Annotated in this window: 16 protein-coding genes and 1 riboswitch; of the genes, 10 read left to right on the plus strand and 6 right to left on the minus strand. The window is 69.9% G+C overall.

The features are described from left to right. Window positions 1–67: 67 nt before the first annotated feature. Entirely contained in the window at window positions 68–1,036 is a 969-nt protein-coding gene (locus IE209_RS05640) for a Bug family tripartite tricarboxylate transporter substrate binding protein (RefSeq protein WP_189685992.1), read from the plus strand. Window positions 1,037–1,044: 8 nt separating this feature from the next. Further along, window positions 1,045–1,680, plus strand: a complete 636-nt coding sequence (gene pth, locus IE209_RS05645) for an aminoacyl-tRNA hydrolase (RefSeq protein ID WP_189685993.1) — start codon at window positions 1,045–1,047, stop codon at window positions 1,678–1,680. On the opposite strand, the gene IE209_RS05650 is transcribed toward pth, so the two are convergent. Beyond that, window positions 1,671–1,946 (minus strand): YfhL family 4Fe-4S dicluster ferredoxin, encoded by a 276-nt coding sequence (locus IE209_RS05650; protein ID WP_189685994.1) that lies wholly within the window; start codon window positions 1,944–1,946, stop codon window positions 1,671–1,673. The two genes, pth and IE209_RS05650, sit on opposite strands and share 10 nt — an antisense overlap. A 98-nt stretch (window positions 1,947–2,044) precedes the next feature. On the opposite strand from IE209_RS05650, the gene IE209_RS05655 reads away from it, so the two are divergent. From IE209_RS05655 to IE209_RS05680, 6 genes are read left to right on the plus strand one after another with little or no spacing between them, the layout of a single operon-like run. After that, the gene (locus IE209_RS05655) at window positions 2,045–3,004 is read left to right on the plus strand and encodes an ABC transporter permease (protein WP_189685995.1); all 960 of its coding nucleotides are present in this window, start codon (window positions 2,045–2,047) and stop codon (window positions 3,002–3,004) included. Then, a complete protein-coding gene (locus tag IE209_RS05660; RefSeq protein WP_189685996.1) occupies window positions 3,001–3,864 on the plus strand; it encodes an ABC transporter permease in 864 nt (287 codons plus the stop codon). The genes IE209_RS05655 and IE209_RS05660 overlap by 4 nt, the downstream gene beginning before the upstream one ends. A gap of 5 nt (window positions 3,865–3,869) precedes the next feature. Beyond that, window positions 3,870–4,856 carry an ABC transporter ATP-binding protein gene (locus tag IE209_RS05665; protein ID WP_189685997.1) on the plus strand — a complete coding sequence of 329 codons (987 nt, stop codon included), beginning with the start codon at window positions 3,870–3,872 and terminating at the stop codon, window positions 4,854–4,856. Further along, window positions 4,853–5,662, plus strand: coding sequence for an ATP-binding cassette domain-containing protein (locus IE209_RS05670; protein WP_189685998.1), 810 nt, complete (start codon window positions 4,853–4,855; stop codon window positions 5,660–5,662). The genes IE209_RS05665 and IE209_RS05670 overlap by 4 nt, the downstream gene beginning before the upstream one ends. A gap of 52 nt (window positions 5,663–5,714) precedes the next feature. Continuing rightward, window positions 5,715–7,202, plus strand: a complete 1,488-nt coding sequence (locus IE209_RS05675) for an ABC transporter substrate-binding protein (protein ID WP_189685999.1) — start codon at window positions 5,715–5,717, stop codon at window positions 7,200–7,202. A 7-nt stretch (window positions 7,203–7,209) separates the two neighbouring features. Beyond that, complete coding sequence (locus IE209_RS05680; RefSeq protein WP_229882706.1) at window positions 7,210–8,520, plus strand: tetratricopeptide repeat protein; 1,311 nt, start codon at window positions 7,210–7,212, stop codon at window positions 8,518–8,520. Here IE209_RS05680 and IE209_RS05685 read toward each other — a convergent pair. The 4 genes from IE209_RS05685 to ahcY all read right to left on the minus strand — a co-directional run bounded on the left by IE209_RS05685 (window position 8,517) and on the right by ahcY (window position 12,323). Next, entirely contained in the window at window positions 8,517–9,116 is a 600-nt protein-coding gene (locus IE209_RS05685; RefSeq protein ID WP_189686000.1) for an OmpW/AlkL family protein, read from the minus strand. The two genes, IE209_RS05680 and IE209_RS05685, sit on opposite strands and share 4 nt — an antisense overlap. Before the next feature lie 140 nt (window positions 9,117–9,256). Then, the gene (gene metF / locus IE209_RS05690; protein ID WP_189686001.1) at window positions 9,257–10,102 is read right to left on the minus strand and encodes a methylenetetrahydrofolate reductase [NAD(P)H]; all 846 of its coding nucleotides are present in this window, start codon (window positions 10,100–10,102) and stop codon (window positions 9,257–9,259) included. After that, window positions 10,099–10,857, minus strand: a complete 759-nt coding sequence (locus IE209_RS05695) for a TlyA family RNA methyltransferase (protein ID WP_189686406.1) — start codon at window positions 10,855–10,857, stop codon at window positions 10,099–10,101. The genes metF and IE209_RS05695 overlap by 4 nt, the downstream gene beginning before the upstream one ends. Window positions 10,858–10,874: 17 nt before the next feature. Further along, entirely contained in the window at window positions 10,875–12,323 is a 1,449-nt protein-coding gene (gene ahcY, locus IE209_RS05700) for an adenosylhomocysteinase (RefSeq protein ID WP_189686002.1), read from the minus strand. 74 nt (window positions 12,324–12,397) lie between these two features. Next, window positions 12,398–12,468: riboswitch (S-adenosyl-L-homocysteine riboswitch) on the minus strand. 76 nt (window positions 12,469–12,544) lie between these two features. Here ahcY and IE209_RS05705 point away from each other — a divergent pair. After that, complete coding sequence (locus tag IE209_RS05705; protein ID WP_189686003.1) at window positions 12,545–13,702, plus strand: MFS transporter; 1,158 nt, start codon at window positions 12,545–12,547, stop codon at window positions 13,700–13,702. 82 nt (window positions 13,703–13,784) lie between these two features. Continuing rightward, entirely contained in the window at window positions 13,785–15,905 is a 2,121-nt protein-coding gene (locus IE209_RS05710; RefSeq protein WP_189686004.1) for a putative bifunctional diguanylate cyclase/phosphodiesterase, read from the plus strand. Here the strand turns inward: IE209_RS05710 and IE209_RS05715 are convergent. Then, a complete protein-coding gene (locus tag IE209_RS05715; protein WP_189686005.1) occupies window positions 15,886–17,088 on the minus strand; it encodes a lyase family protein in 1,203 nt (400 codons plus the stop codon). The two genes, IE209_RS05710 and IE209_RS05715, sit on opposite strands and share 20 nt — an antisense overlap. Window positions 17,089–17,152 lie beyond the last annotated feature (64 nt).

A 17,152-nucleotide genomic window follows, 5' to 3' on the forward strand; every position in this document is an offset into this window, starting at 1 on the left:
TGCGCCTCGCCACGACGGCCCGCCTCGGCGGGCCGTTTTCATTTTCGCTTTCGCTGAACACCGATCCATGAACCTCCACGTGTCCCGCCGCAGCGTGCTGGGCGCCCTGGCTGCGCTGCCCCTCGTCAGCACAGCGCAAAGCATTCCGTCCACCGTGCGCATCGTCGTCGCCTATCCCGCTGGCGGCGTGTCCGACGTCGTGGCACGCGCACTGGCCGACAAGCTCGCCGCGCAGCTCGGCACCACCGTGATCGTCGAGAACAAGGCCGGCGCCAGCGGCAGCATCGGCATGGACATGGTGGCCAAGGCAGCACCGGACGGCGCCACGCTGGGATTTTCCGCGGTCAGCCCGCTGGTGCTGAATCCGCACCTGGGCAAGTCGCCGTTCGACCCGCTCAAGGACATCGCGCCCGTGGCCAGCGTGATGGTCTCGCCCGTGGTGCTGGCCGCCACGCCGGCCTGTGCCGCGCCCGATTTCAAGGCCTTGCTCGAACTCGCGCGCAACCAGCCCGGCGCCGTGCGCTGGGCCACCTCGGGCCAGGCCTCGCTGGGCCACATCATGCTTGCGCAGCTGCGCGCGGTCGCGGGCGTGGACATCACGCACATTCCCTACAAGGGCGGCGGCCAGCAACTCAACGATGCGCTCGGTGGTCAGTTCGAGATCCTCTCGACCAACGCCGGCCCGGCGCTCGTCAACCACATCCGCAGCGGCAAGCTGCGTCCGCTGGCCGTGGGCTCGCCCGCGCGGCTGGACAGCCTGCCCCAGGTGCCCACGCTGGCCGAACTCGGCGTGCCGGCGGCCAACCTGTCCTCGCAGTTCGGCATCTTCGCGCCGGCGGGCCTGCCGGCCGCACTGCTCGCGCGCTACAACACCGAGATCAACAAGGCCCTGGCCACGCCCGACCTGCGCGCCAAGCTGCAGGCCACCGACAACCTGCCCACGGGCGGTACGGCGGCGGAGTTCACACGCACGATCGCGGCCGAGCACGAAGCCAACGGCCGCATCATCCGCGCCGCCAGGATCTCGGCGGAATAATCGCGGCCATGGCGATCAAGCTCTTCGTCGGCCTGGGCAACCCGGGGGCCGAGTACGAACAGACCCGGCACAACGCCGGCTTCTGGTTCATCGACGCGCTCGCGCGCGAACTCAAGGTGTCGCTCGTTCCCGAGAAGAGCTACTTCGGGCTCGCGGCGCGCGCGCAGTACCAGGGCCAGACGCTGTGGCTGCTGGAGCCGCAGACCTTCATGAACCTGTCGGGCAAGTCGGTGGCGGCACTCGCGCGCTTCTTCAAGATCGCGCCCGAGGAGGTGCTGGTCGCGCACGACGAGCTCGACATCGTGCCGGGCCAGGTCAAGCTCAAGCAGGGCGGCAGCCACGCCGGCCACAACGGCCTGCGCGACATCCACGCCCAGCTCGGTTCGCCCAACTACTGGCGCTTGCGCCTGGGCATCGGCCATCCGGGCGTCAAGGACCAGGTGCTCAGCTGGGTGCTCAAGAAGCCCATGGCCGAGCACCGCGACGCGATCGACGAATGCATCGAGCGGTCGGTGCGCGCACTGCCGCTGCTGGTGGCGGGCGACTTCACGCAGGCCATGATGCAGATCCACACCAGCAAGCCCCCACGGCCGAAGCCGCCGCGGCAGGCGCCGCCAGCGCCCGTCGGCCCGCCTCAGGCCTGATCGACGGCGGGCTTGCCCGCCTCGGCCTGCAGCCTGCGGTACTTGGCCCACAGGCTTTCCTTGCTCTCCACGAAGTCCGGGTGCACCGGGATGCAGGCCACGGGGCAGATCTGCACGCACTGCGGCTCGTCGAAGTGGCCCACGCACTCGGTGCAGCGCTCGGGCGCGATCTGGTAGAACGCCTCGCCCATGGAAATGGCGTCGTTCGGGCACTCGGGCTCGCAAACGTCGCAGTTGATGCACTCGTCGGTGATGGTCAGGGCCATGGCGCGATTATCCCGCCCCACGAAGCGCTCGCTATGATGGCGGCCGCGATGACCCGCCCCACACAAGGCCCAAGGCCCACAACATTCCGCGGCGCCCCATGAGCCTGTTCCTGGCCAAGCGTTTCGCCACCCTGGTCGCCACGCTGATCGGTGCCTCGGTCATCGTCTTCCTGGTGCTCGACATCCTGCCCGGCAACGCCGCGCAGATCCTGCTGGGCCCCGACGCCTCGCCCGAGGCCGTGGCCGAACTGGCCGCCAAGCTGGGCCTGGACCTGCCGGCCTGGACACGCTACTGGCAATGGATCGGTGGCCTGCTGACGGGCAACCTGGGCGACAGCCACGCCTACGGCTCGCCCGTGCTGGACCTCATCCTCGAGCGCCTGGCGCTGACCATGCCGCTGGCCATCGTCGCCATGCTGCTGACCACGGTGCTGGCCTTGATCGTCGGCGTTACGGCCGCATCGCGGCACAACCAGCTGGGCGACGTCGGCCTGATGGGCCTGACCCAGGTCGGCATTGCGATCCCGAACTTCTGGTTCGCCATCCTGTTGATCCTGCTGTTCTCCGTGAAGCTGCAGTGGTTCTCGGCCGGTGGCTTCGACGGTTGGGGCGAAGGCCTGGACGGGCTGTGGCAAGGCCTCAAGGCCCTGGTGTTGCCGGCGCTCTCGTTGGCCGTGGTGCAGGCCGCCATCCTCGCGCGCATCACGCGCTCGGCCGTGCTCGAGGTCATGCGCGAGGACTTCGTGCGCACCGCACGCGCCAAGGGCCTGAAGCAGCGCGCGGTGCTCTGGGGCCATGTGCTGCGCAACGCGCTGATCCCCGTCGTCACGGTCATGGGCATGCAGTTCGCCGAACTCATGGCCGGCACCATCGTCGTGGAGAACGTGTTCTACCTGCCGGGCCTGGGCCGGCTGATCTTCCAGTCCATCGCCAACCGCGACCTGATCGTGGTGCGCAACTGCGTGATGCTGCTGGCGGCCATGGTGGTCATCGTGAACTTCGTGGTCGATCTGCTCTACGCCGTGATCGACCCGCGCCTGAAGGCGTCCGACATATGAGCGCCGTCCTCCCTGTTGCCCAAGCCCCCGGCTTCTGGTCGCGCGCGCTGCGCCACCGCAGCTTCGTCATCGGCGCCGTGCTCACCGCGCTGCTGCTGGCCGCCGCCGGGCTCTCCTACCTCTGGACGCCCTGGGCCCCGCTCGAGATGGACATGGCGAACAAGCTGCAAGGCCCCACGGCCAGCCACTGGCTGGGCACGGACGCCTTCGGCCGCGACGTGGCCTCGCTGCTGCTGGTGGGCGCACGTGCGTCCATCCTCGTGGGGGTGATCGCGGTCGGCATCGGCCTCGTGGTCGGCACGGCGCTGGGCCTCCTGGCCGCGGCCAGGCGCGGCTGGGTCGAGGAAGCCATCATGCGGCTGGCGGACTTCTCGCTGGCCTTCCCGGCCATCCTGTCGGCCATCATGCTGACGGCCGTGTTCGGACCCGGCATCGTCAACGCCATCGTCGCCATCGGCATCTACAACATCCCGATGTTCGCGCGCATCGCACGCGGCTCGGCCAAGGCCGTCTGGGCGCGCGAGTACGTGACGGCCGCGCGCGCCTGCGGCAAGGGCGCCTGGGCCATCACCTTCCAGCATGTGCTGCCCAACATCTCGGCCGCGCTGATCGTGCAGAGCACGATCCGTTTCGCCATCGCCATCCTGGCCGAGGCCGCGCTGTCCTACCTGGGCCTGGGAACGCAGCCGCCGCAGCCCTCCTGGGGCCGCATGCTCAGCGAGGCGCAGACACTCATGTTCCAGCAGCCGCTGCTGGCGGTGTTCCCGGGCATGGCGATCGCGCTGGCCGTGCTGGGGCTCAACATGCTGGGCGACGGCCTGCGCGACCTGCTCGACCCGCGACTGGCCCGTGCCCGATGAACGCGATGAGCGAACCCCTTCTTCAGGTGCGCGACCTGCGCATCGGCCTGACCACGCAGCGCGGCCCGGCCGACGCCGTGCGCGGCCTGTCCTTCGACCTGGCCCGCGGCGAGACGCTGGGCATCGTCGGCGAATCGGGCTGCGGCAAGTCCATCACCGTGATGTCGCTGATGGGCTTGTTGCCCGCCAGCGCGCGTGTGGGCGGCAGCATCCGCTTCGGCGGCCAGGAACTCGTGGGCCTGCCCGAGTCCGCCATGTGCAAGATCCGCGGCAACCGCATCGGCATGATCTTCCAGGAGCCCATGACGGCGCTGAACCCGCTGCACACCATCGCGCGCCAGGTGGCCGAGCCGCTGCGGCTGCACCGCGGCCTGTCCAAGGCCGATGCACGGCGTGAAGCCTTGACCCTGCTCGACCGCGTGGGCATCCCCGATGCCGCGCAGCGCCTGGATGCCTACCCGCACCAGTTCTCGGGCGGCCAGCGCCAGCGCATCATGATCGCCATGGCGCTGGCCTGCGGGCCCGACCTGCTGATCGCCGACGAACCCACGACGGCGCTGGACGTGACGATCCAGAAGCAGATCCTGGACCTGCTGGCCGAGCTCGTGGCCGAACGCGGCATGGCGCTGATCCTGATCTCGCACGACCTCGGCGTGATCGCGCAGACCGTCTCGCGCATGCTGGTCATGTACGGCGGCAGCGTGGTCGAGAGCGGTCCCACGGCGGCCGTGTTCGCCGAGCGCGCCCACCCCTACACGCAGGGCCTGTTCGCGGCCCGGCCGGCCCTGGGCGCGGCCAAGGGCCACCGGCTGGCGACCATCGCGGGCAGCGTGCCCGAACTCGTGGACCTGCCGCCGGGTTGCCCGTTCGCGGGCCGCTGCGCCCACACCGTGCCGGCCTGCCACACCACCGTGCCGCAGCCCACGCCCTTGCCGCACGGCCATGCCGTGCGCTGCATCCGGCTGCCCGAACTCATGGGAGTGCCGGCATGACGCAGTTGCTGGAGGTGCAGGACCTCGTGCGCCACTACGCGCTGCCGCGCGAGCGCCTGTTCGGTCCGCCGCCCATGGTGCGCGCGCTCAACGGCGTGCGCTTTGCGCTGCAGGCCGGCCGCAGCCTGGGCATCGTGGGCGAGTCGGGCTCGGGCAAATCCACCATCGCGCGGCTGATCATGGCGCTGGACCGCCCGACCAGCGGCAGCGTGCGGCTTCTTGGCCAGGACCTGCATGCGCTCGACGAGCAGGCGCTGAAGACCGCGCGGCGCGACTTCCAGATGGTGTTCCAGGACCCCTACGGCTCGCTGGACCCGCGCCAGACCGTGGCCCGCATCGTGGCCGAGCCGCTGGCCGCACTGGCGGGCTCCAGCCGGCAGGAACAGCGCGAGCGTGCCGGCGAGATGCTGGCCGCCGTGGGCCTGCGCAGCACCGACCTGGACAAGTATCCGCACGAGTTCTCGGGCGGCCAGCGCCAGCGCATCGCGATCGCCCGCGCGCTGATCACGCGGCCCAAGCTCATCGTGGCCGACGAGCCCGTCAGCGCGCTCGACGTCTCGGTCCAGGCCCAGGTGCTCAACCTCATGCAGGACCTGCGCGAGAAGTACGGCGTGAGCTACCTGCTGATCAGCCACGACCTCGCGGTGGTGCACCACCTCTGCGACGAGGTCTGCGTGCTGCACCGCGGCCTCATCGTCGAGCGTGGCGAGACGGCGCAGCTGTTCCAGCACGCCGAGCACCCTTACACCCAGGCATTGCTGGCCGCGGTGCCGCGCGCCGAACCTCCGGAACGCCGCCCGATTTGAGGTATGGTCCGGCGGTTTGTGCCGCAAGCCTTCTTTTTCGGAGAGAGATGACATGCTGAACCGCCGTACCGTCCTGACCACCAGCGCTGCCGGTGCCCTGGTTGCCGCGCTGCCGGCCGCCGCCCAGAACCGCAAGGACGCCATGGTGCTGGGCATGACGCTGGAGCCCACCGGCCTGGACCCGACCGTCAGCGCCGCGGCCTCGATCGCGGAGGTCACGCTCTACAGCATCTACGAGACGCTGACCAAGATCCAGCCCGACGGCCGCGTGGTGCCGCTGCTCGCCGAAAGCTGGGACGTCTCGCCCGACCTCAAGACCTACACCTTCCGGCTGCGCAGGGACGTCAAGTTCCACAACGGCGAGCCCTTCAACGCCCAGACCGTCAAGTTCGCGTTCGAGCGCGCCGGCGGCGAGAAGAGCACCAACAAGGACAAGCGCACCTTCGCCAACCTCTCGGTGCAGGCGGTCGACGACTACACCGTCGTGCTGCTGAACAAGGAGATCGATCCCGACCTGCCCTTCGCGCTGGGCCAGGCCACGGCCATCATCGTCGAACCCAAGAGCGTGGACACCAACGCCGCCAAGCCCGTGGGCACCGGCCCCTACCAGCTCGAGAGCTACAACAAGGGCGCCGCACTGTGGCTGCGCAAGTGGGCGGCCTACCGCAACCCGGCCGCGTCCAAGCTCTCGCGCATCGGTTTTCGCTTCATCTCCGACCCGGCCGCCCAGGCCGCCGCACTGCTGGCCGGCGACGTGGACGCCTTCCCGCGCATCGCCACGCGCATGGTCGCGCAGTTCAAGGGCAATCCGCAGTTCCAGACCATCCTGGCTGGCTCGCGCGCCAAGACCATCCTGGCCTTCAACCACCGGCGTGGCCCGCTCAAGGATGTGCGCGTGCGCCGCGCCATCCTGGCCGCGATCGACCGCAAGGCCGTCATCGACGGCGCGGCCGACGGCTTCGGCACGCCCATCGGCAGCCACTACGTGCCCGGCGCGCCCGGCTACGTGGACACCACGGGCGTCAACCCCTTCGACCTCGAGAAGGCGAAGAAGCTCATGGCCGAGTCCGGCATCAAGACGCCGATCGAACTGACCATGACGCTGCCGCCCCCGCCCTACGCTCGCCAGGGCGGCGAGGTCATCACGGCCCAGCTGGCCAAGATCGGCATCAACGTGAAGACGCAGAACGTCGAATGGGCGCAGTGGCTGTCGGGCACCTATGGCGGCGGCTTCAACTTCGACCTGTCCATCGTCTCCCACGTCGAGCCCTTCGACCTCAACAACTACGCCAAGCCCGACTACTACTGGGGCTACGACTCCAAGGAGTACCGCGCGCTGTACGACAAGCTCATGGCCACGGGCAACCTGGCCGAGCGCAACAAGCTGCTTGGCGACGTCCAGCGTTTCCTGGCCCAGGACGCGGCCAACGGCTTCCTGTACCAGCCGCAGTTCCCGACGATCGCGAAGAAGAACGTCAAGGGCTTGTGGACCGCCCTGCCGATCTTCGCGAACGACCTGGGCGCGCTGTCCTGGGGTTGAGCCGGGCATGACGGGCATGCCGGTCGACAGCCTGGGCAACCCCGTCACGCTGGACGATGCGGCCCACCTCGCGCGCGTCGACGATTTCGTCCAGGGCTTGCTGCGCTACGAGCCGAGGGCCGCGCGGCTGCTCGAGATCGCAGAGCAGGAGTCCGGCGCCCTGGTGCAGGCGTATGCCGCGGCGCTGCAGATGTTCGCCGAAACGCCCGATGCGCCCCAGCTGGCTCTGCCGCACCTCGCGCGTGCACAAGCCGCCGCCCCACGCGCGACGCCGCGCGAGCAGCGCTTCGTCGCGGCCATTGCGGCCTGGGTCGCCGGCGACATCGACCGTGCCATCGCGCTGCACGTGGAGCAGTCGGTGGAGTTCCCGCGCGACCTGGTCTCGGTCAAGCTCGGCCAGTACCACCTGTTCAACCGCGGCGACGCCCCCGCCATGCTGCGTCTTGCGCGCACCGTGCTGCCGGCCGCTGGCGAGGTACCGCAGCTGCATGGCATGCTGGCCTTCGGCTGGGAACAATGCCACTACCTGCGCGAGGCCGAAGACGCGGCGCGGCGGGCACTCGCAGGCGAGCCCGGCGAGCCCTGGGCGCACCATGCGCTCGCGCACGTGATGCTGACCGAGGGCCGGCTGCTGGAGGGTCAGCGGTTCATGGCCGAGATGGCGCCGCACTGGGCCGGCCTCAACTCCTTCATGCGCACGCACAACTGGTGGCATGCGGCGCTGTTCGCAGTCGAGCTGGAGCAGTTCGACGATGCCTTGCGGCTCTACGACGAGCAGGTCTGGGGCGTGCTGCCCGCCTATTCGCAGGACCAGATCAACGCCGTCTCGCTGCTGGCCCGGCTGGAGCTCGCAGGTGCACAGGTGGGGCCACGCTGGCAGGACCTGGCGCCCTGGCTTGCGCCGCGCGTGGCCGACCAGGTGCTGGCCTTCCTCGACCTGCAGTACCTCTACGGCCTGGCGCGTGCGGGCCGGCCCGAGGCCGAGCGGCTGCTGGCCAACATGGCACGGCACGCCGACGGCGACCGCACCTGGCGCGAGGTCGCCCTGCCCGCCGCGCAGGGGCTCATGGCCCATGCGCGCGGCGAGCATGCCGAGGCGGCACGCGCGCTCGCCCTGGCCCTGCCGCGGCTGCGCGAGATCGGCGGCAGCCACGCGCAGCGCGACCTGTTCCAGCAGATCTACATCGATGCGCTCGCGCGCAGCGGCCAGCTGGCCGAGGCGCAGCACCTCGTGCAGCAGCAGGCGCGGCTGCTGCCTGCCTCGCGCCGGCTGGAGCGCCAGGGCCGTTCCCTGGCACGGGCCCTGGGCATCGCCTAGAAGCGCCAGCCCAGGCCCACGCCGAACAGCACCGGGTCCACGTCGAACTTGCCGACCTTGTTGCCTGCAACCCGCACGTCCGTGCCGAGCCAGACCTTCTTGATGTCGAAGTTGAGCACCAGGTTCTTGTAGGGCAGCGGAATGTCCACGCCGGCCTGCAAGGCGCCGCCGAAACTGCTCCTGTCGATGCCCACGCCGGCCGGCAGGTGCACCGAGCTGAAGCGCGTGTAGTTCACGCCAGCCCCCACGTAGGGCCGCACGCTGCCTGTGGGGTTGAAGTGGTATTGCGCCGTCAGCGTGGGCGGCAGATGGCGCAGCGTGCCGATGGTCGCGCCGCCTGCGCGCAGGTCGTGCTTCTGCGGGATCGTCAGCACGAGCTCGGCCGCGATGTTGGGCGTGAAGAAGTAGCTGATGTCGACTTCGGGGATGGTCTTGTCGTTGATGGACAAAGCGAGGCCCGTGCTGTCGCCGTTGTCGCTGTTCAGGTGCACGGCGCGCAAGCGCACCTGCCAGGGTCCGGTGCCCGCGGTCTGCGCGAATGCGGGGGCGGTCACCGCCAGGCCCAGCACGGCCGCGGCGATCATTTGCTTGTTCATGGTCTTTTCTCTGTCTTCGGTCCGGGAACACTCCCGGCACCGATTACAGGAGGACCATGGCGCGCGCGGCTTGATGCGCCTCAACCCTTGCGGCGCCGCCGGGGCCGCACGGGCCGCCGGCTTGCGCTATGTCAAAGGCTCTACAGGCCCAGGCGCCGGCACAGCTCCAGCGTGGCCGCCGACTGGTTCATCGTGTAGAAGTGCAGGCCCGGCGCACCGCCGCGCAGCAGCTGCTCGCACAGCGTGCTGACGACATCCAGCCCGAAGGACTTGATGGACGCCGTATCGTCGCCGAAGGCCTGCAGCCGCAGCCGGATCCAGCGCGGGATCTCCGCCCCGCAGGCGTCCGAGAAGCGCATGAGCTGCGTGGAGCTGCCGATCGGCATGATGCCCGGCACCACGGGCACCGCCAGGCCCAGGCGCTGGCTCTCGTCGACGAAGCGGAAGTAGGCATCCGCGTTGTAGAAGTACTGCGTGATGGCCGAGTCCGCCCCCGCACGCACCTTGGCCGCGTAGGCTTGCAGGTCGGCCTCGGGCGAGCGCGCCTGCGGGTGCACTTCCGGGTAGGCCGCCACCTCGATGTGGAAGGCGTCACCGGTTTCGGCGCGGATGAAGGCCACGAGATCGCTCGCGTACTGGAACTCGCCGCCCGCACCATAGCCGCTGGGCAGGTCGCCGCGCAGCGCCACGAGGCGCCTGACGCCCATGGCGCGCAGCTCGGCCAGCTGCGTGCGCACGCTGTCCCGGGTGGCGCCGATGCACGAGAAGTGCGAGGCCGCGTCCACGCCCTCGGCCAGGATCTCGCCCACGGTCCCGAAGGTGCCCTGCTGCGTCGAGCCACCGGCTCCATAGGTCACCGAGCAGAAGCTCGGCTTGCGCGCGTACAGTGCCTGGCGCACGCCACGCAGCTTGGCCACGCCCTCGGGCGTCTTCGGCGGAAAGAACTCGTAGCTGACCGGCAAGGCCGGCTTGGACTCCGTGTTCATGTCTTCTTTCTCCCCAGGATCCAAAACTCGCGGTTACCGTCGCCCCCGCTGATCGCGCTGTCCCACCAGCCGGCCACGGCCAGGCCCAACTCGGCGCAGCAGGCCTCGACGCGCGCCCGCACGATGGGGTACATGGCCTCGTCGCGCACGATGCCGCCCTTGCCCACCTGGCCGGGCTGCAGCTCGAACTGCGGCTTGACCAGCATCAGCAAGGCGCCGTCGTCGGCCAGGAACGGCACGACAGCCGGCAGCACCAGCGTCTGCGAGATGAAGGACAGGTCGCCCACGATGAGGCCGAAGCCCCCGTCCGGCAGCTCATCGCCGAGATCGTCGGCCTCCAATGCACGCGCGTTCACGCCCTCGATGCAATGCACGCGCTCGTCGCCGCGCACACGTGGATGCACCTGGTCGTGCCCCACGTCCACGCCCACGACACGCGCCGCGCCGTGCTGCAGCAGGCAGTCGGTGAAGCCGCCGGTGGACTGCCCCACATCGAGGCAGACCAGCCCGGCCGGGTCCACGCCGCTGGCGCGCAGCGCGCCCTCGAGCTTGAGCCCACCACGCGAGACATAGCGCGACTCGGCATCGTCCTGCAACTGCAGCTCGGCATCCAGCGGCACTTCGTCGCGGTTCTTGGCCACCGTCCTCCAGCTCCCGCTGCCCACGCGCCAGGCCAGGCCCGCGGCGATGAGCCGCTGCGCCTGCGAGCGCGAGGCGGCCAGGCCGCGGTCCACCAGCAGCTGGTCGGCGCGCATGGTGTGCGCCGCCGCCATCAGTAGCGGTAGGTGTCGGGCTTGTACGGGCCCTGCACCGGCACGCCGATGTAGGCGGCCTGCTCCTTGGTCAGCACCGTGAGTTCGGCACCGAGCTTGGACAGCTGCAGGCGCGCGACCTTCTCGTCCAGGTGCTTGGGCAGCACGTAGACCTGGCCGACCTTGTACTCCTTGGGCTTGGTGTAGAGCTCGATCTGGGCGATGGTCTGGTTCGCGAACGAGGACGACATCACATAGCTCGGATGGCCCGTGCCGCAGCCCAGGTTCACGAGGCGGCCCTTGGCCAGGAGGATGATGCGCTTGGCGGGCTTCCTGCCGACCTTGGGGAAGATCACGTGGTCGACCTGGGGCTTGATCTCTTCCCACTGGCAGTTCTTCTCGAGCGCCGCGACGTCGATCTCGTTGTCGAAGTGGCCGATGTTGCAGACGATGGCCTGGTCCTTCATGGCCACCATGTGCTCGTAGCGGATCACGTCCTTGTTGCCCGTGGTCGTGACGAAGATGTCGGCCTTGTCGGCCGCGTACTCCATGGTCACGACCTTGTAGCCCTCCATGGCGGCCTGCAGCGCGTTGATCGGGTCGATCTCGGTGACCCAGACCTGGGCCGACAGCGCACGCAGGGCCTGGGCCGAGCCCTTGCCCACGTCGCCGTAGCCGCAGACCACGGCGACCTTGCCGGCGACCATCACGTCGGTGGCGCGCTTGATGCCGTCCACCAGCGATTCGCGGCAGCCGTACAGGTTGTCGAACTTGCTCTTGGTCACCGAGTCGTTGACGTTGATGGCGCGCAGCATCAGCTCGCCCTTGGCCGACATCTCGTTGAGGCGGTGCACGCCCGTGGTGGTTTCCTCGGTCACGCCGATGATGTTCTTCAGGCGGCGGCTGTACCAGGTCGGGTCGACCTTGAGCTTGGCCTTGATCGCGGCGTGCAGGATCTTCTCTTCCTCGCTCTTGGCGCGGCCCAGGGCCTTGATGTCCTTCTCGGCCTTGGCGCCCAGGTGCATCAGCAGCGTGGCATCGCCGCCGTCGTCCAGGATCATGTTGGGGCCGTCGTTCTTGCCCGTGAATTCGAAGATGCGGTGGGTGTAGTCCCAGTAGTCGACCAGCGACTCGCCCTTGACCGCGAACACCGGCGTGCCGGCCGCGGCGATGGCGGCGGCGGCGTGGTCCTGCGTCGAGAAGATGTTGCACGAGGCCCAGCGCACCTGGGCGCCCAGCGCCTGCAGCGTCTCGATCAGCACGGCGGTCTGGATCGTCATGTGCAGCGAGCCCGTGATGCGCGCGCCCTTGAGCGGCTGGCTCTTGGCGAATTCCTCGCGGATGGCCATCAGGCCGGGCATTTCGGTCTCGGCGATCGCGATTTCCTTGCGGCCCCAGGCGGCGAGGCCCAGGTCGGCGATGGCGCAATCGGTGTTCAGCAGTTGCTTGGCAGAAGCGGGGGCGTTCATGACGGCTCCGTAATCCCGGTCAGGGACAGGTTGAAGACGACCACGCTTGGGGGGAAGGAACTCACCGCACGGAGCGTGGGCGAGCGTCGTTGCAAATGGAATCCGAGCCTCGCACCATGCCGGCGCTGCAACGCTCCTCGGAAGCGGCGGATTATAGAAGCGCCAGCGTTGGCGACAATGCGCGCCCCTTTGCACCTGTTCGCACCGCCACGCCTGCCGCCATGCCAGCCACACGCGCCCCGGCGCTGGGCCTTGCCGCCCTGTTCGTCTCCACCTTCCTGGAACTGGTCGGCTACTTCATGGTCACGCCCTGGCTGCTGCTGCAGCTGAAGGGCGCTGCCGTCTCCAGCACCGTGGCCGGGCTGTTCGCGGCCAGCGGCTGGCTGGCGATCTTCCTGTTCACGCCCTTCTCCTCCTGGGTCACGCGCGCGCTCGGGCGCAGGCCAACGCTGTGGCTGTCGGCGGCCGTGCCGGCCCTGGCCTGCTGCGGCTTCGCGCTCACGCGCGCGCTGCCGATCTGGTTCGCGCTGGAGATCCTGGCCGGCGCCGCCTTGGGCCTGCGCTGGGTGCTGTCCGAGGCGCTGGTGGCTGAGTTCTCGACCGGGCGCACGCGCGGGCGCAACGTAGGCTTGTTCGAGACCATGGTGGGCGCCACCTTCGTGATCGGCCCGGCCATGCTGGTCTGGGTCGGCGCCCAGGCGCCCGCCGCGCCCTGGGTCGCCGTGGGCTGCATGGGGGCCGGGCTGCTGGTCAGCCTTCTGATCCCGCCCGTCCCGCCGGCCGACGACGCGCACGACGCCCACGTGGGTTGGCGCGGCGTCTGGACCGCCCTGCGCGCGCACCCGGTCATCATGCTGGCCGGCTTCGTCGGCGGCTTCTTCGAGGCCGGCATCACCTCCGTGTTGCCGCTGTACGGACTGAACCTGGGCCTGACCGCCGCCGCCGCGGCGCTGCTGGTCTCCGCCAGCGGTCTGGGCAGTGCGCTGCTCATGCTGCCCGTGGGCCTCCTGGCCGACCGCTTCGCCGATCCCGCGCAGGGCCGCCGCCGGCTCATGCGCGCGCTGGCCGCCACCACGCTGGCCGCGACCTGCACCATGCCCTTCGTCACGCAGCTGGGCTGGCTGGCCTGGCCACTGGCCTTCGTCTGGGGCGGCGCGGCCGGCAGCCTCTACACGCTGGCCATGATCGACATCGGCGCGCGCGAGCAGGGCATCACCCTGGTCAACAGCACGGCCGTGCTGGTGCTGTCGTACACGCTGGGCAGCACCTGCGCGTCGGCGGCCTCCGGGTGGCTGCTCGACCATTCGCCGATGCTCGGCTTTCCGCTGGTCCTGGCCGGCGTGGCGCTGGCTGGCTGCATGGCGCTGCGTCGCAACTAGGAGACGCCCCCGGCCATACCGTGCAAAAGTGCACGAATGCATGTACGCAATTGCACGATTCCCCGGAACAATACGCCGCGCCATGGAAACCGCCGACCCTTCCAGCCACCCGGTGCGCGCCGTCTCGGCAGCCCAGGCCGCCGATTTCTCGACGCTGTTCGACTTCCTGCCCATCGGTGCCTACCGCTCTTCGCCCGATGGCCGGCAGATCCGCGCCAATCCGGCCCAGGTGCGCTTGAACGGGTATGCCCACGAGGCCGAGCTCATCGCCGTGATGCAGGACATCGGCCGCCAGTGGTACGTGGACCCATCGCGGCGCACGGCCTTTCGCGAACAGCTCGAACGCCAGGGCTACGTGCGCGGCTTCGTCTCCGAGGTCTACCGCCACAAGACCGGCGAACGCATCTGGGTCAGCGAGAACGCCCATGTGGTGCGCGATGCCGCGGGCCGCGTCCTGTTCTACGAGGGCACGGTGGAGGACATCACCGAGCGCGTGCGTGCCGAAGCCGAGCTGCGCCGGCGCGACGAGATCTGGAAGCTGGCATTGGAGAGCACGGGCGACGGCGTCTGGGACTGGAACCTGGCCGAGGGCGTGGCCAGGATGTCGCGCCGCTGCCTGGAGATGTACGGCCTCAGCAAGCACGACCTGCGCCCCTCACCCCACAGCATGGACGAGCGCACGCATCCGGACGACAAGGCCCGCATGCTGCGCGACCGCCAGGCGCACCTGGACGGCGACGCGCCGAGCTATGTGAACGAACACCGCGTGTTGTGCGCGGACGGCAGCTGGAAGTGGGTGCTCGCGCGCGGCATGGTGATCAGCCGCGACGCCCAGGGCAAGCCGCTGCGCATGGTGGGCACGCACACCGACATCACGCAGCGCAAGGAGGCCGAGGCGCTGATCTGGCACCAGGCCAACTTCGACGCGCTGACGGGTCTGCCCAACCGCCGCATGCTGCGCGACCGGCTCGGCCAGCACATGCTGCGCTGCGACCGCGAGCGGCTGCAGCTGGCGCTGCTGTTCATCGACCTGGACCACTTCAAGACCGTCAACGACACGCTGGGCCACGAGGGCGGCGACCGCCTGCTGGTCGAGGCCGCGCACCGGCTCAGCCGCTGCGTGCGCGCCTCCGACACCGTGGCCCGCATGGGCGGCGACGAATTCACCGTGGTGCTGCCCGAACTGCACGATGCGCGCGAGGTCGAGCGCATCGTGCAGGCCATCCTGCGCGAACTGGCACGCGCCTTCCATCTCGGCGACGAGCCCGCCTTCGTGAGCGCCAGCATCGGCATCACCTTCTATCCCGGAGACGGCCAGAGCGTGGACGACCTGCTGCGCCAGGCCGACCAGGCGCTCTACGTGGCCAAGGGCGCCGGGCGCAACCGCTTCGCCTACTTCACGCCGGCCCTGCAGGAAGGCGCGCAGCGGCGCGCCCGCGTGGCCAACGACCTGCACGCCGCATTGCCCGCAGGGCAGCTCAGCCTCGAGTACCAGCCCATCGTGGCGCTGGCCAGCGGTGCCGTGCACATGGCCGAGGCGCTGCTGCGCTGGCGCCACCCGCGGCGCGGCCGCATGGCGCCGATGGACTTCGTGCCCATCGCCGAAGCCAACGGCATGATCGTGGAGATCGGCGAATGGGTGTTTCACGAAGCCGCGCGGCAGACGCAGCTGTGGCGCTCCCGGCTCGATCCGCGCTTCCAGATCAGCGTGAACAAGTCGCCCGTGCAGTTCCACCGCACCGACGCCGACCGCGCCCACTGGCTGCGCGAACTCGCGGCACTGGGCTTGCCACGCCACGCCATGACGGTGGAAATCACCGAAAGCCTGCTGCTGGACCCCAGCACCAACGTGGCCGAACACCTGCTGGCGCTGCGCGCGGCCGGCATCGGCGTGTCGCTGGACGACTTCGGCACGGGCTACTCCTCGCTGGCCTACCTGCAGCGCTACGACATCGACTTCATCAAGATCGACAAGTCCTTCGTGGCCGGTCTGGCACCGCAGTCCAACGACCTCGCGCTGTGCAAGGCCATGATCGTGATGGCACACCAGCTCGGCATCGCCGTCATCGCCGAAGGCGTGGAAACCCCGGCGCAGCGCGACCTGCTGCTGGAGGCAGGCTGCGACTTCGCGCAGGGCTTCCTGTTCGCGCACGCCATGCCGGCCGAAGCGTTCGAAACCTGGTTCAACCAGCGACGCGCCTGAGCGCCACGGTGCGCTGGCGCGCTTGGTCGCCGGCCATGGCCACCAGCGCCGGCGCGAACCACTCCCGCACGGTCTCGGCCGGCAGCTCGGCGCAGACGCGGTCGATGTTGGCCTGCATGCGCGCCGCATCCACGCGCAGGCCGGGCAGGGCCGTCGCCAGTGCGCGCAGACTGCCCAGCGCAGCCAGCCACAGCGAAAGCCATTCGGCCTGTTCGGCCTGCCAGGGGCCCAGCGCGCGCTCGTGCTGCTGCACCATCCCGGCCAGCAGCGCGGCGACGCGCTGCGGCGCGCGCTGGGCAGCCGACAAGGCCACCATGGACGCGACCGGGTTGCGCTTGTGCGGCATCACGGTGGAGACGCCGCGCCCGGTCTCGGCCGGCTCCATGAGCTCGCCGACCTCGTGCTGGCCCAGCAGCGCCAGATCGGCCGCGAGCTTGCCCAGGCTGCCCGTCAGCAGGGCCAGCGCGCAGCCCAGCGCCACCCAGTCGTCGCGCTGCGTGTGCCAGGCGCCTCCGCCGTCGCGCAGGCCCAGGGACGCGGCCACGCGTGCGCGCACGGCGGCTGCGCGCGGAGCATCCACGCCCATCTGCGCCAGCGTGCCGACGCCGCCGCCCAGTTGCAGCTGCAGCGCGTCGGCGGCGGCCTGCTGCAGCCGCTTTTGCCCGCGCACCAGCGGCGCGGCCCAGTCGGCGCACTTGAAGCCCAGGCTCGTGACCGAGGCCGGCTGCATCAGCGTGCGCGCCAGCATGGGCGTGTCGGCATGGGCCTCGGCCAGTGCCAGCAGGGACGCGATGCAGCGCCGCAGGTCGGCATCGAGCAGGTCCAGCGCGTCGCGCGTGACCAGCACCAGCGCGGTGTCGATCACGTCCTGGCTGGTGCTGCCGAAATGCGTCCAGGCCACGGCCTCGGCATTGAACAGGCCCACGGCCTCGCGCAGCGCCTTGATGAGCGGGATGGCCACGCTGCCGGCGCGGCCGCTGTCGCGCACGATCTTCTCGACGTCGAACAGCTCGACGCGGCAGCTGTCCACGATGGAACGCGCCGCCGCCGGCGGGACCAGGCCCTCCTCGGCCTGCGCCTGCGCCAGCGCCGCCTCGAAGCGCAGCATCGCCGCCACCACCGCGGGGCCGCTGAATGCGGCCACGGCCTCGGGCGTGGAGAGATAGCCCTCGAAGAGGCTCATGGCCGCGGCATTCAGAACGTGTGAATGAACGGATCGCGCCCACGACGGGGTGGGCCGGGCCGCA

It is taken from the genome of Pseudorhodoferax aquiterrae, from assembly GCF_014652235.1.
In the GTDB taxonomy this organism is placed as follows: Bacteria; Pseudomonadota; Gammaproteobacteria; order Burkholderiales; family Burkholderiaceae_C; genus Pseudorhodoferax; species Pseudorhodoferax aquiterrae.

Coding starts and splice junctions, on each gene's coding strand:
- IE209_RS05640 (WP_189685992.1), top strand. CDS start 68: ATGAACCTCCACGTGTCCCGCCGCAGCGTGCTGGGCGCCCTGGCTGCG.
- pth (WP_189685993.1), top strand. CDS start 1,045: ATGGCGATCAAGCTCTTCGTCGGCCTGGGCAACCCGGGGGCCGAGTAC.
- IE209_RS05650 (WP_189685994.1), bottom strand. CDS start 1,946: ATGGCCCTGACCATCACCGACGAGTGCATCAACTGCGACGTTTGCGAG.
- IE209_RS05655 (WP_189685995.1), top strand. CDS start 2,045: ATGAGCCTGTTCCTGGCCAAGCGTTTCGCCACCCTGGTCGCCACGCTG.
- IE209_RS05660 (WP_189685996.1), top strand. CDS start 3,001: ATGAGCGCCGTCCTCCCTGTTGCCCAAGCCCCCGGCTTCTGGTCGCGC.
- IE209_RS05665 (WP_189685997.1), top strand. CDS start 3,870: ATGAGCGAACCCCTTCTTCAGGTGCGCGACCTGCGCATCGGCCTGACC.
- IE209_RS05670 (WP_189685998.1), top strand. CDS start 4,853: ATGACGCAGTTGCTGGAGGTGCAGGACCTCGTGCGCCACTACGCGCTG.
- IE209_RS05675 (WP_189685999.1), top strand. CDS start 5,715: ATGCTGAACCGCCGTACCGTCCTGACCACCAGCGCTGCCGGTGCCCTG.
- IE209_RS05680 (WP_229882706.1), top strand. CDS start 7,210: ATGACGGGCATGCCGGTCGACAGCCTGGGCAACCCCGTCACGCTGGAC.
- IE209_RS05685 (WP_189686000.1), bottom strand. CDS start 9,116: ATGAACAAGCAAATGATCGCCGCGGCCGTGCTGGGCCTGGCGGTGACC.
- metF (WP_189686001.1), bottom strand. CDS start 10,102: ATGAACACGGAGTCCAAGCCGGCCTTGCCGGTCAGCTACGAGTTCTTT.
- IE209_RS05695 (WP_189686406.1), bottom strand. CDS start 10,857: ATGCGCGCCGACCAGCTGCTGGTGGACCGCGGCCTGGCCGCCTCGCGC.
- ahcY (WP_189686002.1), bottom strand. CDS start 12,323: ATGAACGCCCCCGCTTCTGCCAAGCAACTGCTGAACACCGATTGCGCC.
- IE209_RS05705 (WP_189686003.1), top strand. CDS start 12,545: ATGCCAGCCACACGCGCCCCGGCGCTGGGCCTTGCCGCCCTGTTCGTC.
- IE209_RS05710 (WP_189686004.1), top strand. CDS start 13,785: ATGGAAACCGCCGACCCTTCCAGCCACCCGGTGCGCGCCGTCTCGGCA.
- IE209_RS05715 (WP_189686005.1), bottom strand. CDS start 17,088: ATGAGCCTCTTCGAGGGCTATCTCTCCACGCCCGAGGCCGTGGCCGCA.